The following is a 25,902-nucleotide window of genomic DNA, read 5'->3' on the forward strand; positions in this document are numbered from 1 at the left end:
GAGCACCAATCTAATCGTCCACAGGTAAGAGATGCAAAGCAATAGCGACCCTTACCTTCCGTCTCGCGGTGTGCGCTGTCGTACACAGTTCGAAGCGATCTTGGGCCGACTGGGAAAGTTTTTCTTCTGCACAGCCGGTGGATGGGAAAGGTGCAGGTCAAGGCGGGTCATTGGCGCCGACTGGGGGCTTGTTCACAGGGCTGTCCACCGCGTCGTGCACAGGTTTCGGGGAGTTCTCCACAGCATCGGGGCCGTCGTCCACATGGCCTGTGGATAACCGGATTGGCTGACGGTGCCCAGGGGCCTAACGTGGTCCGGCGCTCACTCCGTCCGCCGACTGAGAAATCGGTACAAAACTAAGGCGGGCAGAACCGGAGTTGAGCCTCTCATTTGTCAGTGCCGTGCCGTAGAAAGAGGGCATGGCGAGGTCCGCTCGGCGGACGGGAGGAGGTGGCTCGGTGAGCATTTCCGAGCCCTTGGACGACCCGTGGGCCGACAGCGGTCCCAGTGATCGTCTGCCCTCCCGCCGCCGCGGCGACGGTGGCCCCGGGCGCGATGAGCAGCATGAGCGAGGCCGGGACAACGGTGCGTGGGACGGCGGAGGTTCGTCCTTCGAAAGGGTCCCGCCGCAGGACCTCAACGCCGAGCAGTCCGTCCTGGGTGGCATGCTCCTGTCCAAGGACGCCATCGCCGACGTCGTCGAGATCCTCAAGGGCCATGACTTCTACAAGCCCGCCCACGAGACGATCTACCAGGCGATCCTCGACATCTATGCGAAGGGCGAGCCGGCCGACCCGATCACGATCGCCGCTGAGCTCACCAAGCGCGGCGAGATCAACAAGGTCGGCGGCGCATCGTATCTGCACAGCCTCGTGCAGACGGTGCCGACGGCCGCGAACGCCGAGTACTACGCGGAGATCGTCCACGAGCGTGCCGTGCTGCGCCGTCTCGTCGAGGCCGGTACCCGCATCACTCAGATGGGATACGCGGCCGACGACGACGTCGACGAGATCGTCAACCGGGCCCAGGCCGAGATCTATGCGGTCACGGAGCAGCGCACGAGCGAGGACTATCTGCCGCTCGGCGACATCATGGAGGGTGCGCTCGACGAGATCGAGGCGATCGGCTCACGCACCGGCGAGATGACCGGGGTGCCCACGGGGTTCACCGACTTCGACTCGCTCACCAACGGCCTGCACCCGGGCCAGATGGTCGTCATCGCCGCGCGTCCCGCGATGGGTAAGTCGACGCTTGCGCTGGACTTCGCGCGGGCTGCATCGATCAAGCACAACCTGCCCAGCGTCATTTTCTCTCTCGAGATGGGGCGCAACGAGATCGCGATGCGTCTGCTGTCGGCCGAAGCCCGCGTCGCGTTGCACCACATGCGATCCGGCACGATGACCGACGAGGACTGGACGCGTCTGGCCCGCCGGATGCCGGATGTCTCCGCGGCCCCGCTCTACATCGACGACTCCCCGAACCTGTCGATGATGGAGATCCGTGCCAAGTGCCGTCGCCTCAAGCAGCGCAACGACCTCAGGCTGGTCGTCATCGACTACCTCCAGCTGATGCAGTCCGGTGGTTCCAAGCGCTCCGAAAGCCGTCAGCAGGAGGTGTCGGACATGTCCCGAAACCTCAAGCTTCTGGCCAAGGAGCTGGAGATTCCCGTCATCGCGCTCTCCCAGCTGAACCGTGGCCCCGAGCAGCGCACCGACAAGAAGCCGATGGTCTCGGACCTGCGTGAGTCCGGCTCCATCGAGCAGGACGCCGACATGGTCATCCTGCTGCACCGCGAGGATGCCTACGAGAAGGAGTCGCCGCGCGCCGGCGAGGCCGACCTGATCGTGGCCAAGCACCGAAACGGTCCGACCGCGACGATCACGGTCGCGTTCCAGGGCCACTACTCCAGGTTCGTGGACATGGCGCAGACCTGATCCGGTGCCCGGCATGGCGGCACGGACGGGCAGGCGGAAATGCGCTCGACGTGCGCCGTCCGGCCGGATGAACTGTGGGCATGACGACAATTCAGGAAGAGTTGCTTCCGGGCACACGCCGGGCGCTGCTGCACCGCATCGCCGTGGCTCAGTCCGAAGGGCGTTCTCCGTCGCTGGTCGCAGCGGTCGTGCGGGACGGGCGGACCGTGTGGCACGGCGCGCGGACGTCGGTGGACGGACACGCGCCGGACGAGAACGTGCAGTACCGGATCGGCTCGATCACCAAGACGTTCACCGCGGTGCTCGTGCTGCGTCTACGCGACGAGGGCCTGCTCGATCTCGGCGACCGGCTGGAGAAGCATCTGCCCGGCACCGGTGCGGGCGAGGCCACCATCGCCGAACTGCTGGCGCACATCGGTGGTCTGGCCGCCGAATCACCCGCCCCGTGGTGGGAGCGCAGCCCGGGGTCGCTGCGTCCGGAGCTGGCCGATGTGCTCGGCGATGATCCTTTCCTGCATCCGATCGGGCGCCGGTTCCACTACTCGAACCCCGGCTACACGCTGTTGGGTGCCCTGGTTGAGCAGCTGCGCGGGGCTTCCTGGGAGGAGGTACTCCGGCGTGAAGTGCTCGAACCCCTGGGCCTCAACCGAACGAGCGCACAGCCGTCGGCCCCGCACGCGGGCGGCTGGGCGGTGCATCCCTGGGCCGATGTGCTGCTGCCGGAGCCTACGGAGGATCTCGGTCGGATGGCCCCGGCCGGTCAACTCTGGTCCACCACAGGAGACTTGGCCCGATTCGCGGTCTTCCTCGCGCAGGGCGACGATCGGGTGCTGAGCGCGGAGACTGTACGGGAGATGCGGATGCCCGCCGCGCCGGCAGAGGCCGCTGATGTCGCGGACGGGGTCACCTACGGGCTCGGCCTCCAGATCCAGCACCGTGACGGGCGTCTGCTCGTCGGTCACTCCGGGTCGCTGCCGGGCTTCCTGGCGAACCTCACCATCAGCGTGGCGGACGACGTCGCGGTGGTGGTGCTGGCCAACTGCACCTCCGGTCCGCTGTTGGCCGCCGTGGGCGCGGACCTCGTGCGTATCGTCGCCGAGGCAGAACCGCGGATTCCCGAATCATGGCACCCCCTGCCGGACGTCGACGCTTCCGTCCTGGAGTTGGCGGGGCAGTGGTACTGGGGGACTTACGCGTTTGCCCTGCGGCTGACCGGCGACGGAGGTGTGTCGCTGGAGCCACTGTCCGGCAATGGCCGCCGTTCGCGCTTCCGGGCCAATGGTGACGGCACCTGGACGGGCCTGGAGGGCTACTACGCCGGAGAACTTCTGCGGACGGTGCGCCGTCCGGACGGGTCCGTGAGTCATCTGGACCTCGGTTCGTTCGTGTTCACGCGTCAGCCGTACGACGAGAACGCGGAAGTGCCGGGCGGAGTGGACCCGGAGGGGTGGCGGGGGATCAGCTAGCGTCACCGTCCCGCGACATGAGGAGGGCTGTGTTTCACGTGAAACACAGCCCTCGTTCGTTCAGAGCGCGAGCTTGAAACCCACGTGGGACGCCGTGAATCCGAGCCGCTCGTAGAAGCGGTGGGCGTCCGTACGTGAGGAGTCGGAGGTCAGTTGTACCAACTGGCAGTCCTGGTTCCGGGATTCATCGATAGCCCACTGAATGAGCTGGGTGCCCAGCCCGCTGCCGCGCTCATCGGCATGAATCCGTACACCTTCGATGATCGACCTGGTGGCGCCGCGCCTGGACAGTCCGGGAACGATCGTGAGCTGGAGCGTGCCGACCACGCGGCCCTCGCGAACAGCGACCATCAGATGCTGGTTCGGGTCCGCGCTGAGCCGCTCCAGCGCTGCGAGGTACGGGACCAGGTCGTCCGGTGACTCGCGCCGGGCGCCCAGTGGGTCGTCCGCGAGCATTGCGACGATTGCGGGGATGTCGTCGACGACCGCGGCTCGTATCTCAAGGTCTCCCATGGCTGCACCCTATGCGGGCACCTTCACCGACTCCACAACCTGGACCAGCGGAGCAAGTTCGGGGTTCTTGGCGGCCTCGTCGAGCGCCTCACGCAGGGCCGCGTCGTTGGTCGGCCGCGCCTCCTTCAGCAGCTTCAGGCCCGCCTCGGTGACGTTGGTGTAGATGCCCCGGCGGTCGGTGGGGCACAGGTAGCGCTCCAGCAGACCGCGGTCCTCGAGTCGGGTGACCAAGCGCGTGGTGGCGCTCTGGCTGAGGACGACCGCGTCCGCGACCTGCTTCATCTGCAGGTGCCCGCCGTCGCCGTCGTGCTGTCGGCTGAGCACGTCGAGCAGAGAGTACTCGCGCACGCTGAGGCCGTGCTGGGTCTGCAGGGCGCGCTCGATGTGCGCCTCGATTCTCCCGTGCAGCAGGGAGAGGGCGCACCAGCCCTGGGCGAGGGCGGTGAGCGCGGGGTCCGTCGCTGTCATTGGCGTTTCCTCCGTCCCGGAGCGGCTGGAATCCAGGATAGACCACGGCTGCAATAGCCTGCGGTTGCATGTAGCCAGCGTATGCAACTATTGTGGACGCACGTAAAGCGCTCTTGCAATCTCTGGGAAGGTGTACACCCCATGCCTCTCGCGCTTCTGGCCCTCGCGATCGGGGCCTTCGGAATCGGCACGACCGAATTCGTGATCATGGGCTTGCTGCCCCAGGTCGCGGCCGACTTCGGGGTCTCCATCCCGACCGCCGGCTTCCTCGTGACCGGCTATGCGCTCGGTGTGATGTTCGGTGCCCCGCTGATGACCGTGCTCGGCACGAAGGTCTCCCGCAAGCGGATGCTGATGGTGTTGATGGGCCTGTTCATCGTCGGCAACCTGCTCTCCGCCATCGCTCCCGTCTTCGGGCTGATGCTCGTCGGCCGCGTGGTCGCCTCTCTCGCCCACGGTGCCTTCTTCGGTATCGGCTCGGTTGTCGCGGCCGAGCTGGTCGCCCCCGACAAGAAGGCCGGAGCCATCGCGATGATGTTCACGGGTCTGACCGTCGCCAATGTCGTGGGCGTCCCACTGGGCACGCTCGTCGGGCAGTCCGTCGGCTGGCGGGTCACCTTCGCCATCGTGGCCGTGCTGGGCGTCGTCGGTCTGGCCGGCATCGCCAAGCTCGTCCCGGAGATGCCCAAGCCCGAGGGCGTGCACCTGCGCCACGAGCTGGCTGCCTTCAAGAACGTCCAGGTCCTGCTCGCCATGGCGATGACCGTCCTCGGCTTCGGCGGAGTCTTCGCGGCCATCACCTACATCGCGCCGATGATGACCCACGTCGCCGGCTTCGCCGACGGCTCCGTCACCTGGCTGCTGGTCCTCTTCGGTCTGGGCATGGTCGGCGGCAACCTCGTCGGCGGCAGGTTCGCCGACCGCGCCCTGATGCCCATGCTGTACATCTCCCTGGGCGCCCTGGCCGTCGTGCTCGCGCTCTTCACGCTGACGGCACACGACAAGATCCTTTCGGCCGTGACCATCGCGCTGATCGGTGCCCTGGGTTTCGCCACCGTCCCGCCTCTGCAGAAGCGCGTCCTCGACCAGGCGCACGGCGCTCCCACCCTGGCTTCCGCGGTGAACATCGGCGCGTTCAACCTCGGCAACGCCCTCGCCGCCTGGCTCGGCGGCCTCGTCATCGCGGCCGGTCTCGGCTACACAGCCCCCAACTGGGTCGGAGCCGTCCTCGCCGCGGCCGCTCTGGTCCTCGCCTTCCTCTCGGCCGCTCTGGAGCGCCGCGAGAGCACCCCCAGTGCCGTGGTGGTGTCCGGTGCGCCCACCGACCAGCGGACCGCCGTCCACCACTGAACCCTGCCGAACCCCCTCGCCAGTCCCACCCGTAAGGAGAAGTCCGCATGACCACGTCCACCGCCGTCGCGCCCCTGACCATCCAGGACGCCGAGATCCTCGTCACCGCGGCCCATCGCGCCGCCGAGGCCGCCGCAGCGACCGTCAGCATCACCGTCCTGGACGCCGGCGGTCACCTGCTCGCGTTCCGGCGCGATGACCGGGCCGTACTGATCTCCGGCGAGACCAGCACCCGCAAGGCGTACACGGCCCTCCAACTGAACGCGCCGACCGCCGACCTCGTCGACGCGGTCAAGCCCGACGGGCCCTTCCACTCCCTGCCCACCGCGCTCGACCGCCCGCTGCTGTTCATCGCGGGCGGCCTGCCGATCCACCGCGGCGGGCGGCTGATCGGTGCGATCGGGGTCGGCGGGGGCGCACCGGATCAGGACCACGGCTTCGCCACGGCCGCCGCGGAGGCACTCGCCTGAGCCGGCCCCGATCAGCGGGTAACGCCGGTTCCCTGGAGGGACCGGCGTTACCCGTGCCGGAGCATCAGCCGGCAGCCACCGTCAGCGGAGCGAAGCGCCGGCTCCAGTCACCGGGCAGCTCCGCGACCCCGTACGTCATGACCGCGTTGAAGGCGACCGACGCCAGCCCTCGCTCCTTCGCCCACGCCAGCAGCTCCTCGTGCCGTACGTCGATGTCGGTGCGCAGTGGGCGGTCGGTGTGGGCGGCGAGCGAGGCGATCAGCGCCTTCGCCGTCTCGGTGTCCCGGGCGATCAGCGGGCCCACGACATGGGTGTGCATGTTGGGCCAGGCGGCCGCGTACCCGATGATCCGGCCGTCCTCCTCGGCGACGCGGACCTGGTCGGCGAAGGCCGGCAGCCGGGTGATGATGTGCGTGCGATCGGCGCCGAACACCTCCAGGTCGAGGCGAAGGAGCGTGGTGAGGTCCTCGGCGGTCGCAGGTCGAGTGGCCACCGCGAGCTCGGCGCCGCCCGGCATGAAGGGGCCGCGCAGCATCTCCGCCCGGCCGGTGACCTTGAAGCCGAGTTCCTCGTAGAGCGGGCGGCCGTTCGAGGTCGCGTGCAGAGTCAGGGGTGTGGCGCCCGTGATCGAGATCACGTGGCGCATCAGTCGCCGTCCGACACCCTGGCGGGCGTGCCGCTCGGCAACCAGGACCATGCCGACGGCTCCCAGCTCAGGGCGTTCCGGTGGCCCGTACTCGGTGACCGTGCATGCGGCGACAAGCCCTCCGTCGGGGTCGTCGATGCCGTATCCCTTGCCGGCGGTGAGAAGGAAGCCCCATTTGTGTTCCTCCCGCGGCCACCCCCGGTCCTCGGACAGGTCGGCGCAGGCGGTGAGATCGCGGAGCGTCAGACGGCGGATCGGAAGAGCAGCGAGGGCAGGAGTAGGCACGCAGGTCAGGCTGGCCGACCGGTACCCCCGACGTCCACTGGTTTCGGGAGAGACGTAAGTGCTTTTGGCCATTGTCGTGGCGACCAGCGGAGTGGGTGGACAAGCGCGGGGTGTTTCACGTGAAACATCGGAGAACGGCGGGCATCCATCTGGCTCAGTACGCGGCGGGAACACTTCTCTCGCTAGCCTCACATGCCATGGCGAGACTTCATCTCTTCGATCTCGACGGCACGTTGCTGCACGGCAGTTCCGCGCCCGTGGAGATCTCGCGGCAACTCGGGCTGGAGTCCGAGACCGTGGCGCTCGACCAGGAGATCGCAGCCGGGCTGATCGGCCCACCGGAATATGCGCAGCGGGTCCATGCGCTTTGGGCAGATCTCACGGAGGCGCACGTGGCCGCAGCCTTCGACGGCGCGCCCTGGCTGGGACGTATCCGTGACGTCTGGGCGGAGATCAGGCGCGCGGGCGACTACTGCGCTGTCGTGTCGCTGTCTCCATCGTTCTTCGTGGCGCGGCTCACGGCGTGGGGTGCGCATGCGGCACACGGATCCCGCTTCCCTGCGGTGCCGTTCACCGAGCCTGTGGACCCCGCCGGAGTCCTCAGTGCCGCGGCCAAGGTCCTCATCGCCGACCGGCTGTGCCAGGAGTTCGGCGTGACGCGGGCGGACTGCGTCGCGTACGGGGACTCGTCGTCGGACCGGGATCTCTTCGGCGTCGTTCCGGTATCCGTCGCGGTCAACGCGGACCACCATCTGGCCGCTCTCGCAACCCACTCCTATACGGGGAGGGATCTGTGGGATGCCTATGAATTGGTCCGCACCGCCCGGTAATTGAGGGAACTGATGGTTCGCCCCTTGGTCAAAAGAGTGGTGGGTCAAGGGGGGACTTGTGTGGGGTGCGGGGGCCGGTATGGTCGACTCCGGTTGCCGTCCGGGATGTGGTGCGCCCTTCCCGTGCGGGCGGAAAGAGGGGCAAGGGAGCCTAACGGGACGGAGAGATCGACGACCCGCATTCTGGGTTAAGCAGATGAGGTTTCCGCGTGAAGTGGCATGCTGCGGGGAGAGTACTGCGGCCAATGTCACACTCTCGCCCTACTTGTCCGTACGAAGTGGGAACACGAGTTGAATATGGCCGCGTTGACCGCGACAGCGAACGGGGAAAAGCAGCCGGCTACGGGGGAAGCAGGCATCTTCCGACCGAGGAAGTGCGCAGACCGACCGAAAGATGTTCGAGGCGAGGCACACCATGGACGCTCCGACCACCACGTCGGCCGACAACGGCACTTCAGACGGCGGGGGCGGCTGGTTCACGCCGCGCAAGAAGCCGATGCCGAACCCGGGCAGCGAGCGGGAGACGGCAGATGGTCGGCGCCTGGCCGCGATGCGCCCGGTGGGCAGGACAACCACCGGGACTGATCACGAGGCGCCTCCGGACGAGGTCGCACGGGGTGCCACACCGCAGGTGACGGAGCCGCACACACAAGCGCAGGCCACGGGCTCGCCGGCCTCAGCCACCCACCCCGAGCCGCGCGGCTACGGAGCTCCTGGCCCCCAGCCGGCCGCGGCCGACGCCGGGACGGATCGTGAGCGAATAACGGCACCCTCGATATCCACGCCAGCACCCGCCCCCTCCCGCACCGAGGCGCCGCCCGCCGACCGCCTGACCGCAGTCCCCAAGGCGCCGCCCGCCGCTCAGCACATGATTGCCCCCACTGAAGCGCCGCCCGCTGCTCAAGGCCCTCTCATCACCACACAGGCGCGGCCCACCGCCCAGCGAGCCCCCCTCCCCACCGAGGTACCGCCCGCGCAGCCCGCCCCCGCCCCCACCGCGCCGCCGCCCGCCGCTCACCGCGTACCCGCGCAACGGACCGCCGCCGCCGAACACACCGAGCCGTCTCTCTTCGCTGTCGGCACGGCGCCCGCAGCCGGCCCCGCCTCCAACGCCGATCTGCCCGCCCCGCACGCTGAGCCACCCACCCCGCACGCTGATCAGCCCATCGCCCACGAGGACGCCTCCCCGGACGCCGTGCTCATCCGCCGGACCATGACCACCGTGGCCCCTGTGGCCGACAAGGTCACCTCGTACTTCTACGCGCTGCTCTTCGTCCGCCACCCCGATCTGCGGCCCCTCTTCCCCGCCGCGATGGACGCCCAGCGCGACCGCCTGCTCAAGGCGCTGCTCACGGCCGCCGAGCACATCGACAACGCCGACGTCCTGGTGCCGTATCTGCAGAACCTGGGCCGCGGCCACCGCAAGTACGGCACGCGCCCCGAGCACTATCCGGCCGTCGGCGAGTGTCTGATCGGCGCGCTGAGCCGGTACGCGGAGTCGGTCTGGGACGGGGAGACCGAGGCGGCGTGGGTGCGGGCGTACACGACCATCTCGCAGGTCATGATCGACGCCGCGGCTGCGGACGAGCTGCGCGCCCCGGCCTGGTGGTACGCCGAGGTTGTCTCGCACGACCTGAGGACCCCGGACGTCGCGGTCATCACGGTCCGCCCCGACCAGCCGTATCCCTTTCTCGCCGGGCAGTACACGAGCCTGGAGACGCCGTGGTGGCCGCGTATATGGCGGCACTACTCCTTCGCGTCGGCGCCCCGCTCCGACGGACTGCTCAGTTTCCATGTGAAGGCGGTCCCCGCGGGCTGGGTCTCCAACGCCCTGGTGCACCGCGCCCGCCCCGGTGACGTCATCCGCCTCGGCCCGCCGGCCGGTTCGATGACCGTGGACCACTCCACCGACAGCGGACTGCTCTGTCTGGGCGGTGGCACGGGCATAGCGCCCATCAAGGCGCTGGTGGAGGACGTCGCCGAGCACGGCGAGCGGCGCCCCGTCGAGGTCTTCTACGGAGCCCGCACCGACCACGACCTGTACGACATCGACACGATGCTCAGGCTCCAGCAGACACACCCCTGGCTCTCGGTCCGCGCGATCATCGACCAGCAGGCACATCTCCAGCTCCCCGACGCCATAAGGGAGTACGGCCCCTGGAACGAGTACGACGCCTATCTCTCGGGCCCGCCCGGAATGATCCGCAGCGGCGTGGGCGCCCTGCGGGACGCCGGCATTCCCTCGGAGCGCATACGCCACGACTCGGTGGAGGAACTCGTCGCCGCCGGAAGCTGACCCGGCGCCGGCCACCGGCCGGGTCAGCCCAGATCGGGAGCGTGCATGGCCCGGACGCCCTCGATGTTCCCGTCGAGGTAGTGCCGCAGCGACAGAGGTACGAGATGGACGGAGGCGATCCCGACACGGGTGAACGGCACCCGTACGATCTCGTACTCGCCCGCGGGCTCGTCCACCTCGGGACCGTGCCGCAGGGACGGATCCATGGACTCGAGTCGGCAGACGAAGAAGTGCTGCACCTTCACACCGGTGGCGCCGCCGTCCTCGCCGATGTGCTCGACGGTGTCCACAAAGCACGGCACAACATCGGTGATCTTGGCCCCCAGCTCCTCGTACACCTCGCGGTGCAGAGCATGGACGACGGTGGGGTCTCCTGGTTCGACACCGCCACCGGGAGTGACCCAGTAGGGATCCACGCCGGGCTTGGTGCGCTTGATCAGGATCAGGTCGTCGCCGTCCAGGAGAACGGCGCGGGCGGTGCGCTTGACCACGGGTCGGACGGTCATGGGAGAAATGTGGCCCGGCTGGTTCCACGTGAAACATCGCGAAACGTCATCGGTCGAGCCCAGCGCGTGAGACCTTCCGATTGTTCGGCTCAGCACCATTCGGCGGCCGCACGCTGCAGCCACTCATGGGCCCGTGCGATGTGCGGCATGGCCAGGGTGCCGGTGCGCACGACCAGGAAGTACGTCCGCAGCGGCGGTACGGCCGGATCATGCAGAGCGACGACGTCACCACGCTCCAGGGCGGTCTCGCAGAGGTAGCGGGGCAGGACCGCCAGCCCGGCACCGGCGGCCGTGCAGGCGAGGACGGCGCGGAGGTCCGGGACGATGACGGTGCCGGAGGCGGCCGGGCGGGAGTCGAAGACAGCGGCCCAGTAGCGGGAGACAAAGGGCAGCGACTCGTGCACCTCGACGACGGGCAGGTTCTCCAGGGCGGACGCGCCCCTGTCGTGCAGCGTCCCGGTTCCGATCTGCTCGGCCCAGTGCGGGGCGGCGACCAGGACGTGCTCCTCGTCGCACAGTGGAGTCGCCGTGAGCAGTCCGCCGCGCGGCTGGGCTGTGCAGATGGCCAGATCATGATGGCCGGCGGCCAGTCCTTCCAGGGTCTCCTCGGCGTTGCCGAAGGACGCGCGTAGCGCGAAGCCCTGTCCGTCCTCGCCGGTCAGTTCCACGAGCGCGGGCAGTGCCCGCTCGGCGGTGAACTCAGGGGGCCCCGCCAGATGCAGGGTGCGTAACGAGGACTCGTCGTCGAGCCCGCTCTCGGCTATCTCCACCAAGGCGTCCAGATGCGGAGCGGCCTTGTGCGCGAGCTCGTCGCCTATGGTCGTCGGCGTCACTCCCCGGGCCTGCCGCAGGAACAGAGGGCGGCCCAGCTGTTGTTCCAACGTCCGGATCTGCGAGGTGACAGCCGGCTGGGAGAGGCCCAGCAGGGCGGCGGCGCGAGTGAAGGAACCGGCCCGGTGCACGGTGACGAACGTGCGCAGCAAGGCCAGATCCATGGAACGCCCTCCCCCTCCCTGTCTGTCTCCCGCCCCCGGACAGGGCCCAACTATAAATAAGTCGATAGGTCTCTGTCGCTACTGTGATTGGACACTGACACAGAGTCAACTAGCCTTGTTCGCGCGGTTCTTCGCGCGCAGAACCGAGGGCGGTCCGAGCCACGAGGGGGGAGGCTCGGACCGTCCGTTCTACGTAGCCGGGCACCCGCCGGGCGTCCGGAAAGCGGTCACTTCGCCGACTCGTCCAGCGCGGCCAGCACATCCGCCACCAGATCCCCGGGATCCTCGGCGCCGACCGACAGCCGAATGAAGCCCTCCGCAACCGCGTCCCCTCCCCAGCGCCCGCGCCGCTCCGCCGTGGAGCGCACCCCGCCGAAGCTCGTCGCGTCGTCCACGAGCCGTAGCGCGTCGAGAAAACGGTCCGCACGCGCGCGCGTGGGCAGGCTGAAGGAAACCACGCACCCATAGCGGTGCATCTGCTGCGAGGCAATCTTGTACGAGCGGTCGCTCGTCAGTCCCGGGTAGCGCACTCCGAGATCCTCGGGCCAGTCGCGCAGCGCCTCGGCGACCGCGAGGGCGCTCGCGTTCTGCCGGTCCACGCGCAGCTGGAGCGTGGCGATCGAACGGTGCGCGAGCCAGGCCTCCATGGGCCCGGGAATCGCACCGACGATCTTGCGCCAGCGGCGTACGGCAGCCATTGCCGCAGGGTCGCGGCCGGTGACGTAGCCCAGGAGGATGTCGCCGTGCCCGGTGAGCTGCTTGGTGCCGCTGGCCACGGAGAAGTCGGCGCCGAGCTCCAGCGGACGCTGTCCGAGCGGTGTCGCGAGCGTGTTGTCGACCGCGACAAGGGCGCCACGCGCGCGTGCCGCCTCTGCGAGCCGCCGGACGTCGCACACGTCCAGCCCGGGGTTCGACGGAGTCTCGATCCACAGGAGCTTCGCGCCGTCGAGGACGTCCAGCTGGGCATCACCGGCGGTCGGGGCGGTGCGCACCTCGATGCCGTACGCCTCCAGCTGAGCGCGCACCAGGGGCAGTACCTGGTAGCCGTCGCTGGGCAGGACGACCGCGTCCCCGGCGCGCAGCTGGGAGAAGACCACCGACGAGATGGCGGCCATGCCGGACGCGAACACCAGTGTCTCCACGCCGTCCTGCCCGGGCGCCTCCAGCTCGCCGATCGCGCGCTCCAGGTGGGTCCAGGTCGGGTTCTCGTCGCGGCCGTAGGTGTACGGGCCGGTGGGGTCGCCCGGCAGGTGGTAGTGGGCGGCGAACACCGGACCGGGCAGCGTCGGCTCGTGCTTCACAGGCTCGGGCAGACCGGCCCGCACCGCGCGCGTGCCGTCACCGACACCGTTGCTCTCACCCGTACTGCTCATGCTGCCCGTCCTTCCATGTGCTCACGTACTGCGGCGAGCAGTCCTTCGCTCGCCGCCTCCACCATCTCAAGGCACTCCTCGAAGCCGTCCATGCCCCCGTAGTACGGGTCGGGGACGTCGAGGTCGTCACCCGCCGCATCGGACGGGGCGTGCGAAGCACTCGCTGAGGGATCGTGGCCGGGCGACGGGCAGGTGTACGAGCGCAGCAGGCGCACCTTCGCCGCGTCCTGCTCGGTCGACGCCAGGCGGCGCAGCACCTTGAGGTGGCCCGAGTCGAGCGCGATGACCAGATCGAGCCGGGAGAACCACGACGGCTGGAACTGCCGTGCGGTGTGCTCACCGTCGTGGCCGTGCTCCTGGAGCACGGCCACGGTGCGCGGATCGGCCGGATCGCCCTCGTGCCAGCCACCCGTGCCGGCGCTCTCGACCTCGACCAGGCCGTCCAGCCCGGCCGTCACCACGCGCGCGCGGAAGACGGACTCGGCCATCGGGGAGCGGCAGATGTTGCCGGTGCAGACGAAGCAGACGCGGTACGTCATCGGTGTTCAGTCCCCGTCGGGCAGGACGACGTTGAGCGCCCAGGAGACGATCGAGATGATCAGGCCGCCCAGGACGGCCGTCCAGAAGCCCTCGACGTGGAAACTCAGGTCGAGCTTGTCGGCCAGCCACGAGGTCAGCAGCAGCATCAGCGCGTTCACCACCAGGGTGAACAGACCGAGCGTCAGGATGAGCAGCGGAAGGCTCAGCAGCTTCACGATCGGCTTGACCACGAAGTTCACCAGGCCGAAGACCAGCGCGACGAGGATCAGCGTGCCGACTTTCTTGCCGGTGCTGTCACCCGTCAGGGTGATCTTGTCGAGCAGCCATACGGCGACCGCCAGGGCGCCCGCGTTGGCGATCGTCTTGACTACGAAATTCTTCATGTGTCTGATCGTGGCAGACGAGATCGGTTACGAGTACGGGCGCGAGGCGACAAGTGGCGATGAAGGCATTCCGGCTGGACGAACTGGAGACGGAACGCGCCTCCAACGAAGGGGCCTACCTGCAGTTTCTGCGGGAACGGAACATGTCGGTCGGGCTGTACGCGCTCAATGCGGGCGAGCATGATCCACAGAAACCCCACAACCAGGACGAGGTCTACTTCATCGTGAGCGGACGCGCTTCGATCACCGTCGGCCTGGAGACCACCGACGTGGCCCGCGGGAGCGTGGTGTACGTGCCCGCCGGAGTGGCCCACAAGTTCCACCACATCAGCGAGGACCTGCGGGTGCTCGTGGTGTTCTCTCCGCCCGAGAGCTGATGCGCCGGCTCGGGGTTCCTAGGGGATCGGTCAGGGGAGGACAAGGGCTGACGGGCCCCCGCCGGGCCCCTGTCGGCCCTAGCCTTGAGGCAGGACATCACAGGAGCCGGCAGGACCGACGGGCTCAGCGGAGCCGGTGCGGCTGACGGGTGGAGAGAGAGAAGGACAAGGGCGATGCGAGAGATCTTCACGGGTCTGCCGTGGTGGGTGAAGTGGATCGCGGTGCCGGTCATCGCCCTGGTCGTGTTCGGTGGCCTGATAGCCAGCGTCGTGGGCTTCGTGATCGGGCTGCTGTTCAAGGTACTGGTCTTCGTGGCGCTGGTCGGTGGACTCGTCTACGTCGTACGGAAGTTCACGACGAGCTCTACGTCGCGCAGCGACTGGTGACAGGAGTGGGTGACGGGAACCGGTAACAGGAATCGCCGGTTCCCTCGGGCGAGGGAAGTTTTCGTACGGAGCGTCTGCAAGCGGTGGCAGACGGTTAGAGTCCGGAACTCGACGCGGGGACGACGCCCCCGCGAGCGGCGTACACCTCCGTACACCCCCAGCCGTGTTCCCCGCACGGCCCGACCTCTGGCGCTTCGGGAGTGACCCTTGGCCACGGTTGACACCGCCCCCGCACAATCCCCCGCACCCGTCGTACCCCCCGCACCCCCCCGGACCCCCCTCCCGGCCTCGGCGCTCCGCGTCAGGCCCCCCGAACAGCCCACACCGTCCCGGACCAGGCCCGAGCGATCGCGCCCGATCTCGGACTCCCCGACGAACTCCCCTCCACCAGCGCGCCCGACGGCATGCGCGGCGCGCCGACCGACGAGTGGCCCGGCCTCCCCGTCGACTCCTCCCGCTCCCCAGCAGCCCGCGACCCTCATCGGATCCGTGCAGCGCGCGATGCGCCTGCTGGAATGCGTCGCCGAGCATGAGCACGGCGCACCCGCCAAGCAACTGGCCCGCGAGACCGGCCTGGCCCTGCCTACGACGTACCACCTGCTGCGCACCCTGGTGCACGAGGGCTATCTACGCCGCGACAAAGGGCTGTTCTTCCTCGGCGAGGCGGCTGAGCGGCTGAGCAGCAGCGGGGCGCAGGAGAAACGTCGCAGCACGATCGCCGAGGCACTCGCACACTGGCGGGATGTGATCGGCGTCCCCGTGTACTACGCGATCTACCGCGACGGCGAGATCGAGGTGGTGCGCGTCTCCGACACCCCCGGCAACCCGGCGGTCGAGGAGTGGGCCGACTTCCGTGAGACCGGGCATGCGCACGCCATCGGCCAGTGCCTGCTGTCCCAGCTGGACGAGGAGGCCCGCCGCGCCCACCTCGACCGCTACCCCGTGCAGTCCATCACCCGGTACACGGTCCGTGACAGTCATGCGTTGCTGCAACGCCTCGACCAGACGGACCGGATGCAACCGGTCATCGAGCGCCAGGAGTACGCGCTGGGCGCCGTCTGTGCGGCGATTCCGATCACGCTGGGCACCACGGCCGGGACGATGGCCATTTCCCTGCCCTGTCACCAGGCCGACCGACTGCTGCCCGCGGCACGGCAGTTGCAGAGCGAGGTCGGACGCCTTCTGGGGTCGCTCGCACTCTCTATCAGTATCTGAAAACTCACTCCTTGTGATCTGGTGTGTACGTTCAGCAAGATGCCACCAGTGTCCGAAGTTCGTTCCCGGCCAGTCGACGGCAAATGACGGGGTAGGCGATGCGCGAGTCCGTACAGGCAGAGGTCATGATGAGCTTTCTCGTGTCCGAGGAGCTCTCCTTCCGCATTCCGGTGGAGCTGCGCTACGAGACGTGCGATCCCTACGCCGTGCGGCTGACCTTCCATTTGCCGGGAGACGCTCCGGTGACCTGGGCATTCGGCCGGGAGCTGCTGATCGACGGGGTGGGCCGGCCGTGCGGGGAGGGCGATGTCCGCGTCTCGCCGGTCGCACCCGAGTCGCTGGGCGACGTTCTGATCCGGCTTCAGGTCGGCAGCGACCAGGCGCTGTTCCGATCGTCGACCGCGCCGCTGGTCGCCTTCCTCGACCGTACGGACAAGCTGGTGCCGCTGGGTCAGGAAGGCGCGCTCGCCGACTTCGACGCCCATCTCGACGAGGCTTTGGACCGCATCCTGGCCGAAGAGCAGAGCGCGGGCTGACGCGGGCGCGACGGCGTGGGTGGTGTAACGCTTCGCCTGGGGCCCTGCAGGGCCGTGGGGTGGCACGGGCGGGGCTGGGGAGGTGCGTGTGGAGGTTGTGGCAGGAACGCTTCTTCCTGGGCTCTCCAGGGCCTCGAGAAACCTCAGGAGGCGGTCTCCTCGGGAGGAGCCGGGGCGGCCTCTCAAGCTGGTGCCTCCTGCCTTCTCGCCTGCCGCGCGGCGACGTCTCCCGCATCCGCTTCAGTGCTTGCGTCGCCGTCCCTTCCCGCCGCGTGCCGCCGCAGCCGGGCCACCCCCGGCCGTCGCCGGTGTCGCCGACTCCGTCCTGTGCCGGTCGGCGGAGACCACCAGGGCCGCGAGTCCCGTGGTGACCGGGACCGATGCCACCAGACCGATCGACCCCACCAGCGTGCGCACGATCTCTTCGGCGACCAGCTCGCTGTTGGCGACCGTCCCCACGCTGCTCTGCGCAATCGAGAAGAGCAGCAACAGCGGCAGTGCGGCGCCCGCGTAGGCGAGGACGAGCGTGTTGACGACCGAGGCGATGTGGTCGCGGCCGATGCGGATGCCCGCCCGGTACAGCCCGCGCCAGCCCATCGTCGGGTTGGCCTCGTGCAACTCCCAGACCGCCGAGGTCTGCGTGACCGTCACGTCGTCGAGCACACCGAGTGAACCGATGATGATGCCGGCCAGCAGCAGACCGCTCATGTCGATCGCCGGATACAGGCCATGGATCAGACCCGTGTTGTCGTCGGTGTTGCCGGTGAGCGCGGCCCAGTCGATGAACAGCGAACCGAGCACCCCGATCAGCAGCAGCGAGACAAGGGTGCCGAGCACCGCAACGGATGTTCGGGCCGACAGACCGTGGCACAGGTACAGGGCGACCAGCATGATGGCGCTCGCCCCGACCACCGCGACGACCAGCGGGTTCGAACCCTGGAGGATTGCGGGAAGGATGAAGAAGTTCAGCACCAGAAAGCTGATGGCCAGCGAGATGAGCGCCATGAGGCCGCGCATCCGGCCGACAGCCACGACGGCCACCGCGAAGATGCCGGCGAGCAGTGCCATCGGGAGCCTGCGGTTCACGTCGGTGACGGAGTACTGCAGGTCCTCAGGGGCGGAAGGCTCGTAGGCGGCCACGACCTTCTGGCCCTCGTGCAGCTGCCGTGACTGGTCCGGCTGCACGATCTCGGTGAACGTACGGCCTTTGTCCTTGCCGGTGTCGATCCGGATCGTCGCCCTCTTGCACAGGCCGTTCGCCTGCTGCTGTGCCGAGGAGCCCTCGGCGGTGGAAGTGTCGCCGTTCGGTGTGTCCGCCGAGGCGTTGACCGAGTCGCAGGGCAACTCCTCGATCTTGGTGACCGTGGCCTGCTGGGTCTGCCGGTCGAAGCCGACGCCGGTGCGCTCGTGCGGTGGGGCGCCACCGGGCCAGAGCACCGCGAGGCCGACCACCACGGCAGCGGCGAACGGGATGAGGACCGCCGCGATCACCTTGCGCAGGTGCATGGAGACGGGAGCCGCGGGCCCATGACCGTGACTGTGGGAGTGCCCGGCACCGGATCCGGCTCCTGATCCTTGTCCCGGCCCACCGGATCCCCGCCCAGGTCCGCCACCGGAGTCCTGTGCCGGTCCACCGGAGCCCTGCGCCGGTCCGCTACCGGAGCCTTGGTCGGGCCAGCCTCCAGAGCCGTTCCCCGGCCCTCTGCCAGATCCCTGTCTCGGTCCGCCCCCCGGGTTGTGGCCGCCGCCAGCCCCGGATTGCCGGTCGCCGACCCCGGAACCCGGCCCGCGCTCTTGTCCACCCGCGGCCCCGGACCCGTATCCGTCATGGGCTCCGGATCTGTATCCATCACCGGCTCCGGACCTGTACTCACCACGGGCACCGGACCGGTACTCACCACCGGCCCCGGCCCCATATCCGGCACCGAAGTCACCGAAGTCCTGTCCGCCACCAAAACCGTGCCCGCCACCGGCGCCGCGGCCGTCACCACGGCCGTTGTCCGCTCCAGAGCCGGTTCCGGGGCCCATGCCGGGGCCGGTTCCGCGCGGGGGTTCGGGCGGCGGGAACGGGGGCTGCTGATTCGTGGTCACCGACCGATCATCCCAAGAACGGCCGGGGCCCTCTGTTCAGCGCGCCCGAATTGACGCTAGCGTGGGGGCACCTTTGTACACGCGGGAGCTCGGAGCACCGGGCTGAGAGGGCGCTGACCTCCGTCTTCGCGATGTTTCACGTGGAACATCACTGTGCATGAGTGATGTTTCCCATGAAACGTCGGCAAACGGAAATCGCTGCGTCGACCGCCGAACCTGTTACCGGGTAATGCCGGCGTAGGGAGACGGTCTCATGACCAACAAGGACGCACGCACGCCTGCCTCCACGCAGAACGCGACCAACGACGCGAGCAACGGGGAGGCCGGGAAGTCCATCGGCTGGCACAAGGCGTACGTCGAAGGCTCACGCCCCGATCTGCGCGTGCCGGTCCGTCAGGTGCACCTCACCAACGGGCAGTCGGTGACCTTGTACGACACCTCAGGCCCGTACACCGATCCACTCGTCGACACCGATGTCCGCCGGGGGTTGCCGCCACTGCGGGAGAACTGGATCATCGCTCGCGGCGACACCGAGGAGTACGCGGGCCGTCCCGTCCGTCCCGAGGACGACGGGATCAAGCACACCTCGCCGCGCGGCGGCCTGCGCAACCTCGACGCGGTCTTCCCCGGCCGGCCGCGCCAGCCGCGCCGCAGCCGTGGCGAGAAGGCGGTCACGCAGCTGGCGTATGCCCGCCAGGGCGAGATCACGCCTGAGATGGAGTTCGTGGCCCTGCGGGAGAACGTTTCGCCCGAGGTGGTCCGCGAGGAGATCGCGGCGGGCCGGGCGGTCCTCCCCGCGAATGTGAACCACCCGGAGATCGAGCCGATGATCATCGGCAAGCGGTTCCTGGTCAAGGTCAACGCCAACATCGGCAATTCCGCGGTGACCTCCTCCATCGAGGAGGAGGTCGAGAAGATGACCTGGGCCACCCGCTGGGGGGCCGACACGGTCATGGACCTGTCCACCGGCCGCAACATCCACACCACCCGCGAGTGGGTGCTGCGCAACTCCCCTGTCCCCATCGGCACGGTGCCGCTCTACCAGGCCCTCGAAAAGGTCGACGGCAGGGCCGAGGAGCTGACCTGGGAGATCTACAAGGACACGGTCATCGAGCAGGCCGAGCAGGGCGTGGACTACATGACGGTGCACGCCGGAGTGCGCCTTCCGTACGTGCCGCTGACGGCGAACCGCAAGACCGGCATCGTCTCGCGCGGCGGCTCGATCATGGCCGCGTGGTGCCTGGCGCACCACAAGGAGTCGTTCCTGTACGAGAACTTCGAGGAACTCTGCGAGATCCTCGCCGCCTACGACGTCACCTATTCGCTGGGCGACGGCCTGCGGCCGGGCTCGATCGCGGACGCCAACGACGAGGCGCAGTTCGCGGAACTCCGAACTCTCGGGGAACTCAACCGAATCGCGAAGCGTTTCCATGTTCAGACCATGATCGAGGGCCCGGGCCATGTCCCGATGCACAAGATCAAGGAGAACATCGACCTTCAGCAGGAGATCTGTGATGAAGCTCCGTTCTATACGCTCGGCCCGCTGACGACGGACGTCGCGCCGGCGTACGACCACATCACCTCCGGCATCGGTGCCGCGATGATCGCCTGGTGGGGCACGGCCATGCTCTGCTATGTCACGCCCAAGGAGCACTTGGGCCTACCCAACCGTGACGACGTCAAGACCGGCGTCATCACCTACAAGATCGCCGCCCACGCAGCCGACCTCGCCAAGGGGCACCCCGGTGCACAGGAATGGGACGACGCGCTGTCCGACGCCCGCTTCGAGTTCCGGTGGGAGGACCAGTTCAACCTCGCCCTCGACCCGGACACGGCACGGGAGTTCCACGACGAGACCCTGCCGGCCGAACCCGCCAAGACGGCTCACTTCTGCTCGATGTGCGGGCCGAAGTTCTGTTCGATGAAGATCTCCCAGGACATCCGCCGCGAACACGGCGGAACGCGGGCGGAGGTCGAGGAGGGGATGGCACAGAAGTCGAAGGAGTTCGCGGCCGCGGGTAACCGCGTGTATCTGCCGATCGCGGACTGAAGACCGTCAGGCCGAGACCAGGTTGCGGTGCCCCGGTCCGCCGGGGCGCCGTGTCACCCCGGTCAGGCCGGTCCTCGGGAAAGCCGCGCCTCGGCTCTCTCGGCTCGGCAGACTGACTTCATGGCAGCGACTTCACTGAGCAAGGGTGCCAACCTTCCCATCGATGCCCGGGCGGTACGCGTCGAGCTCTCCTGGTCCGAAGGGCCGGGCGTGCCCGACGTCGACGCCTCCGCATTGCTGCTCACCGCGGCCGGACGCGTTCGGGACGACGGTGACTTCGTCTTCTACAACCAGCCGAACCACGCGTCCGATGCTGTGACCCACCTGGGGAAACAGCGTGCCGCCGGGGCCACCTCCGACACGATCGCGGTGGACCTCGGTTCACTGGAACCGGCCGTCGAACGGATCGTGCTGTGTGCGTCGGCCGACGACGGGACGTTCGGGCAGGTGCCCGGACTGATGCTGAGGCTGCTCGACGACGGGACGCGGACCGAGCTCGCCCGGTTCGAGATGGAGGCCGGGGCGGAGACCGCGTTCATCGGAGGTGAGCTGTACCTACGGCAGGGGCGGTGGAAGTTCCGTGCGGTCGGGCAGGGGTACGCCTCCGGGCTGGCGGGCCTGGCCACCGATTTCGGCATCACGGTCGACGACGCTCCGCCGGCCGTGCCGGTCCAGCCGACGGCACCTGTTCAAACCCCGCCGACACCATCCGCCCCGCCGGCCCCACCGACGGTGCCACCCACCGCACCTCCGACGACACCACCCTCACCCACCACACCCCGCCTGACCAAGGGCGAGGAACACTTGCCCGTGGACATGCGCAAGCGGCTGTCCCTGCGCAAGCAGCAGGTGGCGGTGAGCCTGACCAAGCACGGGGTCGCCGGAACCACCGCGCGCGTCATCCTGGTTCTCGACGCCTCGGGCTCCATGTCGTCCCTGTACTCCCGCGGCATCGTGAGGGACGTGGTGGAGCGCATGGCCGCTGTCGCCGCACAACTCGACGACGACGGCGAGATGCAGGCCTGGACGTTCGCCTCGAACGCAGCCCGGCTGCCTGATCTCCGGATCGGAGAGCTGCCGGAGTGGCTGCGGCTGCATGTCCGGGTCGGTGAACTGAGCCTTTTTGGCCGCAAGAAGGCGAAGAAGGGCCTCGAGGCAGGTCAGGTCGACATGCGGATGATCGGTATCCAGAACGAGGAACAGAAGGTGATCGCCCAGGTCCGGACATACGTCCGGGAGAACCCGGCCGCGGCTCCCACACTCGTGCTCTTCTTCTCCGACGGAGGTGTCTACCGCAACGCCCAGATCGAGCGAGAGCTGCGGGAGGCAGTGGAGGAACCGATCTTCTGGCAGTTCGTGGGTCTGGGGCGGTCCAACTACGGCGTGCTGGAGCGGTTCGACACCCTGCCCGGCCGTCGTGTCGACAACGTGGGCTTCTTCGCGGTCGACGACATCAGCACGGTCCCCGATCAGGAGCTGTACGACCGGCTTCTGTCGGAGTTTCCGAGCTGGATGGCCGCGGCCCGCCAGGCGGGCATCCTCTGACCGGATGTCGCCGCCCGACGCGCAGAGCACCACGGCAGGCGGGTGGCCCGTGCGGTCGGCATGGCCACGCACAGCCGCAGGTACAGCGGAGTGTGTTCGGCTTGCGCTCCCCTGGGTGGGGGCGCAAGCCGAGGGTTACTCCGGCTGGTGCTCGGGCCCCCCGAACTCCGGGCTCGTGTAGTCCGGGCTCGTGAAGCTCGGGCGCGAGCCCGGTTCCGGGCCGTCGCCGGGGCTGGTGAAGCCCGGGCGGCCGTAGCCGAGGTGCGGGATACGACTGGTCGGCGCCGACGGGGCTGTACGATGCAGTGCGGCCGGGCCGGGGTCGGCGAGGGCCTCCCGCAGAAACGGCAGGATGCCGTTCTCCAGCAGGGCCTCCTGCCAGGCTTCCCTGGCCTTGGCCACCTCGCCGCTGAGCTCGCCGTACGGACCGGCCTCCAGCGAGGGCCGGTTGCGCAGTGCGGTGAGCAGCAGCCCGACGGCGGCGACCAGGATCGCGACCGCGGTGACGGCGCCGAACACCCACCCGGTGGTGAGCATGGTCTCGGCGAAGGCCGGCTCGGGGGTCAGCATCTTCAGGATGTAGCCGACGAGCAGGAAGATCGCCGCGGCCGTTCCGGCCAGGACGGGGGCGAGGACCGCGACGACGGCGACGGCGCCCGCGCCGGCGGTTTCGGCGACCTCTCCCATAGTGGTGGCGAGCCCCACCGCGCCCGTGCCGGGCTCCGTGGAGCCGGACTCGCGGGCGGACGACGGGGTGGACGGCGCCGGGCGGCGCAGTTCCTCGCGGACCTTCACGTAGTGCTGGTACTCGGTCGCCGCGGCCGCCGTGATGAATGCGGTGGCGTTGAGCGCCATGGTGCGCAGCTGTTCAGGGTTGAGCCGCTGTCCGACAGCGGCCAGTTCCGGGCGTTGTGGTGCGGAGCGCAGCGCCTCATCGAGGATCCGCTCGTATTCCTGGCGGTCCTCGCTCAACAGGTGCTGCGGAACGCTGTTCATGTGCATCCCCCGATGCTCCGTAGGGCTGGTGGCTCGCACGCTGACGAGCCGTTGGGCAGAAACGGAGGGGAGCCTGCTACGGATAAGCCGATGGTAGAGCGGTGACGGTGCGCCGTGACAGGGGGTTTCCAGAAATTGGGCCCTGGCCTGCACCGTCGTGCGCCGGTCCGCCGTCGCGGTACGCCTGCCCGGTAAACCCTCAGATATCCAGGGGAAGTTGCTGGACCAGTAGCTTTCCGGCCATGGTCACTCCGCCGTCCATGGCGATGGCGAGGCCGTCGGCGTAGACGTGCGGTCCCTCGACCACGGGACCGGCGCTGTCCTCGCCCTCCTCGGAGCCGACCTCGCCCAGCAGATACGGAATGGGGCTGTGGCCGTGAACGATGCGGGTACCGCCGTACGTATCGAGGAGGGAGCGTACGGCGTCGGCGCCGCCCTCGTCGCGGAAGGAGAAGCGCTTGGTGAACTTGCGGAACAGGTCCCAGACTTCGTCCGCGTCGTTACGGGTGAGGGTCTCGCGGACGTTGTCGTTGACTTCCTCGATGGAGTTGCCGTACTCGAGGTAGGCGGTGGTGTCCGAGTGGACGAGCAGATGGCCGTCGACCTCCTCGACGGCGTCGAGGCGGGCCATCCACTGCAGATGGTGGTCCTGGAGGCGGTCCATGTCGGCCTTCTGGCCGCCGTTGAGCAGCCAGGCCGCCTGGAAGGTGGCGGTGCCCGCGCCGGAGTTGACGGGGGTGTCGCCGAATCGCTTGGCGCCGAGCAGCAGCAGTTCGTGGTTGCCCATCAGGGCCTTGCAGTAGCCGCCGGCCGCGGCGGCCTCGGCGGACAGCCGCATCACGAGGTCGATGACGCCGATGCCGTCCGGACCGCGGTCGGTGAAGTCGCCGAGGAACCACAGCCGGGCGGTGCCGGCGCACCACTGGCCGGCGGCGTCGATGAGGCCCTTCTCCTGCAGGGCGGCCACCAGCTCCTCGAGGTAGCCGTGGACGTCGCCCACGACGTAGAGGGGGCCGGGGCCGGTGCCGGGCTGCGGGGCCGGCGTGGGGGCGGGCGTGGGGTCGACGGTCACCTGAAGCGTGTCACCCCGACGGATGACGGGCAGGTCGCGCTCCGTGGGGGTGTACCCCTCCGGGGGGCCGACCGGTTCCGCGACGGGGCTGATGGCCTCGCCGGGATGCGTGCTGTGGACGTACGGACCGGTCTCGTGCACGTACGCGGGCACCCGGAAGTCGCGCAGCGTCGCCGTCCGCTCCACCTCGGGTCCCTGACCGGCCCCCTGAGTCATCGACCCCTCCACCATCGCGCCGCATCTGCACCGCTTCGGACTGCCTGGTCGCAGCGGCCCGCGGTGTCGTGGGCCCATCATAGGAATGCGGATCGCGCTGTGTGATGACCCAGGGGTAGTGAATCGGAGCAAGACTCCAGTTCACCGCGGCTTTCGCCCCGATTGGGCAGGGCTTTGCCCGCCTGGTGACCGCCCCGCGCCGACCCCCTCCCGGGTGACCGCCCCGCTCTACCCGTGGTCGGGCGACCGCGGCGGGCTGACCGTCGTGCGCGGGGAACGCCGCTGCGACGAGGTCCGCACGATCAGCTCGGTCGGTATCACCTGCTCGACCGGACGGTCCGATTCCATGCCTTCGATGGCGTCGATGAGCAGCTGGACCACGGCCGTGCCGATGCGGCGCGGCTTCAGGGAGAGCGTGGTGATGGCCGGCTCGGTGTTGGCGTACACGGTGGACTCGCTGCAGCAGACCAGCAGCAGATCGTCCGGTACGCGCAGTCCGTAGCGGCGGGCGGCGGCGAGCAGGTCGGTGCCGTTCGGGTCGAACAGGCCGTAGACGGCGTCCGGTCGGTCGGGGCGGGCCAGCAGCCGGTCGGCGGCGACGGCGCCCGCGCACGGGTCGTGCGCCGGGTAGGCCTCGTAGACGGGGTCCTGGCCGACGCGTTCGCACCAGTGCAGATACGCGGTGGTGGACAGGTGCGTGTACGTGTCGGTCGTGGTGCCGGTCAGCAGGCCGATGCGCCGGGCGCCCGCTTCGGCCAGGTGGTCGAGGATGCCGAGGACGGCGGCCTCGTGGTCGTTGTCGACCCAGGCCGTGACCGGGAGCGTGCCGGCCGGCCGGCCGTCGGAGACGACCGGGAGACCCTGCCGGACGAGTTCGCTGACGACCGGGTCCTGGTCGGACGGGTCGATGACCACGGTCCCGTCGAGGGCGACGTTCGACCACACGTCGTGACGCGAGGTCGCGGGCAGGATGACGAGGGCGTAACCACGGGCGAGCGCGGCGGAGGTGGCGGCGCGGGCCATCTCGGCGAAGTACGCGAACTCCGTGAAGGTGAAAGGTTCATCCCCGTATGTCGTCACGGTCAGACCGATCAGTCCGGACTTGCCGGTACGGAGGGTGCGGGCGGCGGCCGAGGGGCGGTACCCCAGTCGGTCGGCGACCTCGCGGACATGGCGTCGGGTGGCGTCGGGGAGCCGGCCCTTGCCGTTGAGGGCGTCGGAGACGGTCGTGATGGAGACCCCGGCGGCGGCGGCCACGTCTCTGATGCCCGCCCGGCCCGGCCGACTGCCTCGACGTGAGGTTTCCGCGCGGCTCACCTGGTGCTTCCCTGCTGCTGTCATGGCGAGCCGATAGTAGGGCTC

General features: G+C 68.9%; 24 protein-coding genes. 12 read left to right on the plus strand and 12 right to left on the minus strand.

Annotated features, from left to right (window positions below):
* Window positions 1-458 precede the first annotated feature (458 nt).
* On the plus strand, window positions 459-1,934 hold the full coding sequence (dnaB, locus tag ACFV7R_RS17225) for a replicative DNA helicase (protein WP_385264185.1): 1,476 nt from the start codon (window positions 459-461) through the stop codon (window positions 1,932-1,934).
* An 80-nt stretch (window positions 1,935-2,014) separates the two neighbouring features.
* A complete protein-coding gene (locus tag ACFV7R_RS17230) occupies window positions 2,015-3,400 on the plus strand; it encodes a serine hydrolase domain-containing protein (protein WP_385264186.1) in 1,386 nt (461 codons plus the stop codon).
* 60 nt (window positions 3,401-3,460) lie between these two features.
* Here the strand turns inward: ACFV7R_RS17230 and ACFV7R_RS17235 are convergent, their stop codons facing one another.
* Both ACFV7R_RS17235 and ACFV7R_RS17240 read right to left on the minus strand, forming a co-directional pair.
* Window positions 3,461-3,913 (minus strand): GNAT family N-acetyltransferase, encoded by a 453-nt coding sequence (locus ACFV7R_RS17235; RefSeq protein ID WP_385264188.1) that lies wholly within the window; start codon window positions 3,911-3,913, stop codon window positions 3,461-3,463.
* A gap of 9 nt (window positions 3,914-3,922) precedes the next feature.
* Window positions 3,923-4,381: a MarR family winged helix-turn-helix transcriptional regulator gene (locus tag ACFV7R_RS17240; protein ID WP_385264189.1), complete on the minus strand. Its 459-nt coding sequence runs from the start codon at window positions 4,379-4,381 to the stop codon at window positions 3,923-3,925.
* Window positions 4,382-4,522: 141 nt separating this feature from the next.
* Here ACFV7R_RS17240 and ACFV7R_RS17245 point away from each other — a divergent pair, with 141 nt between their 5' ends.
* Together ACFV7R_RS17245 and ACFV7R_RS17250 are read left to right on the plus strand one after the other, a co-directional pair.
* Entirely contained in the window at window positions 4,523-5,731 is a 1,209-nt protein-coding gene (locus ACFV7R_RS17245; RefSeq protein ID WP_385264190.1) for an MFS transporter, read from the plus strand.
* A gap of 47 nt (window positions 5,732-5,778) precedes the next feature.
* On the plus strand, window positions 5,779-6,201 hold the full coding sequence (locus ACFV7R_RS17250) for a heme-binding protein (RefSeq protein ID WP_129798812.1): 423 nt from the start codon (window positions 5,779-5,781) through the stop codon (window positions 6,199-6,201).
* Window positions 6,202-6,265: 64 nt separating this feature from the next.
* Here ACFV7R_RS17250 and ACFV7R_RS17255 read toward each other — a convergent pair whose 3' ends face one another.
* Window positions 6,266-7,132 carry a GNAT family N-acetyltransferase gene (locus ACFV7R_RS17255; protein WP_385264192.1) on the minus strand — a complete coding sequence of 289 codons (867 nt, stop codon included), beginning with the start codon at window positions 7,130-7,132 and terminating at the stop codon, window positions 6,266-6,268.
* 197 nt (window positions 7,133-7,329) lie between these two features.
* Here ACFV7R_RS17255 and ACFV7R_RS17260 point away from each other — a divergent pair, with 197 nt between their 5' ends.
* Both ACFV7R_RS17260 and ACFV7R_RS17265 read left to right on the plus strand, forming a co-directional pair.
* Window positions 7,330-7,962, plus strand: a complete 633-nt coding sequence (locus ACFV7R_RS17260; RefSeq protein ID WP_385264193.1) for an HAD family hydrolase — start codon at window positions 7,330-7,332, stop codon at window positions 7,960-7,962.
* Window positions 7,963-8,377: 415 nt separating this feature from the next.
* Complete coding sequence (locus ACFV7R_RS17265; protein WP_385264194.1) at window positions 8,378-10,258, plus strand: globin domain-containing protein; 1,881 nt, start codon at window positions 8,378-8,380, stop codon at window positions 10,256-10,258.
* Window positions 10,259-10,281: 23 nt separating this feature from the next.
* On the opposite strand, the gene ACFV7R_RS17270 is transcribed toward ACFV7R_RS17265, so the two are convergent.
* From ACFV7R_RS17270 to ACFV7R_RS17290, 5 genes are all read right to left on the minus strand, one after another.
* Window positions 10,282-10,764 (minus strand): NUDIX domain-containing protein, encoded by a 483-nt coding sequence (locus ACFV7R_RS17270; protein WP_224736534.1) that lies wholly within the window; start codon window positions 10,762-10,764, stop codon window positions 10,282-10,284.
* Between the two features lie 89 nt (window positions 10,765-10,853).
* Window positions 10,854-11,759 carry a LysR family transcriptional regulator gene (locus ACFV7R_RS17275; protein WP_385264195.1) on the minus strand — a complete coding sequence of 302 codons (906 nt, stop codon included), beginning with the start codon at window positions 11,757-11,759 and terminating at the stop codon, window positions 10,854-10,856.
* Between the two features lie 227 nt (window positions 11,760-11,986).
* Window positions 11,987-13,132: a cystathionine gamma-lyase gene (locus tag ACFV7R_RS17280; RefSeq protein ID WP_385264197.1), complete on the minus strand. Its 1,146-nt coding sequence runs from the start codon at window positions 13,130-13,132 to the stop codon at window positions 11,987-11,989.
* Window positions 13,129-13,671 (minus strand): low molecular weight protein-tyrosine-phosphatase, encoded by a 543-nt coding sequence (locus tag ACFV7R_RS17285; protein ID WP_385264198.1) that lies wholly within the window; start codon window positions 13,669-13,671, stop codon window positions 13,129-13,131. The genes ACFV7R_RS17280 and ACFV7R_RS17285 overlap by 4 nt, the downstream gene beginning before the upstream one ends.
* Window positions 13,672-13,677: 6 nt before the next feature.
* Window positions 13,678-14,055 (minus strand): phage holin family protein, encoded by a 378-nt coding sequence (locus ACFV7R_RS17290; RefSeq protein WP_129798804.1) that lies wholly within the window; start codon window positions 14,053-14,055, stop codon window positions 13,678-13,680.
* Between the two features lie 59 nt (window positions 14,056-14,114).
* On the opposite strand from ACFV7R_RS17290, the gene ACFV7R_RS17295 reads away from it, so the two are divergent.
* The 4 genes from ACFV7R_RS17295 (at window position 14,115) to ACFV7R_RS17310 (ending at window position 16,570) form a co-directional block, all read left to right on the plus strand.
* Window positions 14,115-14,432: a cupin domain-containing protein gene (locus ACFV7R_RS17295; protein ID WP_129798803.1), complete on the plus strand. Its 318-nt coding sequence runs from the start codon at window positions 14,115-14,117 to the stop codon at window positions 14,430-14,432.
* A gap of 174 nt (window positions 14,433-14,606) precedes the next feature.
* Window positions 14,607-14,819, plus strand: coding sequence for a DUF5326 family protein (locus ACFV7R_RS17300; protein ID WP_385264199.1), 213 nt, complete (start codon window positions 14,607-14,609; stop codon window positions 14,817-14,819).
* 489 nt (window positions 14,820-15,308) lie between these two features.
* On the plus strand, window positions 15,309-16,034 hold the full coding sequence (locus ACFV7R_RS17305; RefSeq protein ID WP_385264200.1) for an IclR family transcriptional regulator: 726 nt from the start codon (window positions 15,309-15,311) through the stop codon (window positions 16,032-16,034).
* Between the two features lie 98 nt (window positions 16,035-16,132).
* Window positions 16,133-16,570, plus strand: a complete 438-nt coding sequence (locus ACFV7R_RS17310; RefSeq protein WP_129798800.1) for an SsgA family sporulation/cell division regulator — start codon at window positions 16,133-16,135, stop codon at window positions 16,568-16,570.
* A gap of 240 nt (window positions 16,571-16,810) precedes the next feature.
* Here the strand turns inward: ACFV7R_RS17310 and ACFV7R_RS17315 are convergent, their stop codons facing one another.
* Window positions 16,811-18,661: a YibE/F family protein gene (locus ACFV7R_RS17315; RefSeq protein WP_385264202.1), complete on the minus strand. Its 1,851-nt coding sequence runs from the start codon at window positions 18,659-18,661 to the stop codon at window positions 16,811-16,813.
* A gap of 253 nt (window positions 18,662-18,914) precedes the next feature.
* Here ACFV7R_RS17315 and thiC point away from each other — a divergent pair, with 253 nt between their 5' ends.
* Together thiC and ACFV7R_RS17325 are read left to right on the plus strand one after the other, a co-directional pair.
* Window positions 18,915-20,711, plus strand: coding sequence for a phosphomethylpyrimidine synthase ThiC (thiC, locus tag ACFV7R_RS17320; protein ID WP_385264204.1), 1,797 nt, complete (start codon window positions 18,915-18,917; stop codon window positions 20,709-20,711).
* A gap of 120 nt (window positions 20,712-20,831) precedes the next feature.
* Window positions 20,832-22,256, plus strand: a complete 1,425-nt coding sequence (locus ACFV7R_RS17325) for a VWA domain-containing protein (RefSeq protein ID WP_385264205.1) — start codon at window positions 20,832-20,834, stop codon at window positions 22,254-22,256.
* A 135-nt stretch (window positions 22,257-22,391) separates the two neighbouring features.
* On the opposite strand, the gene ACFV7R_RS17330 is transcribed toward ACFV7R_RS17325, so the two are convergent.
* From ACFV7R_RS17330 to ACFV7R_RS17340, 3 genes are all read right to left on the minus strand, one after another.
* Window positions 22,392-23,258, minus strand: coding sequence for a hypothetical protein (locus ACFV7R_RS17330; RefSeq protein ID WP_385264206.1), 867 nt, complete (start codon window positions 23,256-23,258; stop codon window positions 22,392-22,394).
* A 193-nt stretch (window positions 23,259-23,451) separates the two neighbouring features.
* The gene (locus ACFV7R_RS17335; protein WP_385264208.1) at window positions 23,452-24,555 is read right to left on the minus strand and encodes a metallophosphoesterase; all 1,104 of its coding nucleotides are present in this window, start codon (window positions 24,553-24,555) and stop codon (window positions 23,452-23,454) included.
* Window positions 24,556-24,768: 213 nt separating this feature from the next.
* Window positions 24,769-25,881, minus strand: a complete 1,113-nt coding sequence (locus ACFV7R_RS17340) for a LacI family DNA-binding transcriptional regulator (protein WP_129798792.1) — start codon at window positions 25,879-25,881, stop codon at window positions 24,769-24,771.
* Between the last annotated feature and the right edge of the window lie 21 nt (window positions 25,882-25,902).

Source organism: Streptomyces sp. NPDC059866 (assembly GCF_042731325.1).
Lineage (GTDB): Bacteria > Actinomycetota > Actinomycetes > Streptomycetales > Streptomycetaceae > Streptomyces > Streptomyces flavusporus.

Coding starts and splice junctions, on each gene's coding strand:
- ACFV7R_RS17230 (WP_385264186.1), top strand. CDS start 2,015: ATGACGACAATTCAGGAAGAGTTGCTTCCGGGCACACGCCGGGCGCTG.
- ACFV7R_RS17235 (WP_385264188.1), bottom strand. CDS start 3,913: ATGGGAGACCTTGAGATACGAGCCGCGGTCGTCGACGACATCCCCGCA.
- ACFV7R_RS17240 (WP_385264189.1), bottom strand. CDS start 4,381: ATGACAGCGACGGACCCCGCGCTCACCGCCCTCGCCCAGGGCTGGTGC.
- ACFV7R_RS17245 (WP_385264190.1), top strand. CDS start 4,523: ATGCCTCTCGCGCTTCTGGCCCTCGCGATCGGGGCCTTCGGAATCGGC.
- ACFV7R_RS17250 (WP_129798812.1), top strand. CDS start 5,779: ATGACCACGTCCACCGCCGTCGCGCCCCTGACCATCCAGGACGCCGAG.
- ACFV7R_RS17260 (WP_385264193.1), top strand. CDS start 7,330: ATGGCGAGACTTCATCTCTTCGATCTCGACGGCACGTTGCTGCACGGC.
- ACFV7R_RS17265 (WP_385264194.1), top strand. CDS start 8,378: ATGGACGCTCCGACCACCACGTCGGCCGACAACGGCACTTCAGACGGC.
- ACFV7R_RS17270 (WP_224736534.1), bottom strand. CDS start 10,764: ATGACCGTCCGACCCGTGGTCAAGCGCACCGCCCGCGCCGTTCTCCTG.
- ACFV7R_RS17275 (WP_385264195.1), bottom strand. CDS start 11,759: ATGGATCTGGCCTTGCTGCGCACGTTCGTCACCGTGCACCGGGCCGGT.
- ACFV7R_RS17280 (WP_385264197.1), bottom strand. CDS start 13,132: ATGAGCAGTACGGGTGAGAGCAACGGTGTCGGTGACGGCACGCGCGCG.
- ACFV7R_RS17285 (WP_385264198.1), bottom strand. CDS start 13,671: ATGACGTACCGCGTCTGCTTCGTCTGCACCGGCAACATCTGCCGCTCC.
- ACFV7R_RS17290 (WP_129798804.1), bottom strand. CDS start 14,055: ATGAAGAATTTCGTAGTCAAGACGATCGCCAACGCGGGCGCCCTGGCG.
- ACFV7R_RS17295 (WP_129798803.1), top strand. CDS start 14,115: ATGAAGGCATTCCGGCTGGACGAACTGGAGACGGAACGCGCCTCCAAC.
- ACFV7R_RS17300 (WP_385264199.1), top strand. CDS start 14,607: ATGCGAGAGATCTTCACGGGTCTGCCGTGGTGGGTGAAGTGGATCGCG.
- ACFV7R_RS17310 (WP_129798800.1), top strand. CDS start 16,133: ATGCGCGAGTCCGTACAGGCAGAGGTCATGATGAGCTTTCTCGTGTCC.
- thiC (WP_385264204.1), top strand. CDS start 18,915: ATGACCAACAAGGACGCACGCACGCCTGCCTCCACGCAGAACGCGACC.
- ACFV7R_RS17325 (WP_385264205.1), top strand. CDS start 20,832: ATGGCAGCGACTTCACTGAGCAAGGGTGCCAACCTTCCCATCGATGCC.
- ACFV7R_RS17330 (WP_385264206.1), bottom strand. CDS start 23,258: ATGCACATGAACAGCGTTCCGCAGCACCTGTTGAGCGAGGACCGCCAG.
- ACFV7R_RS17335 (WP_385264208.1), bottom strand. CDS start 24,555: ATGGTGGAGGGGTCGATGACTCAGGGGGCCGGTCAGGGACCCGAGGTG.
- ACFV7R_RS17340 (WP_129798792.1), bottom strand. CDS start 25,881: ATGACAGCAGCAGGGAAGCACCAGGTGAGCCGCGCGGAAACCTCACGT.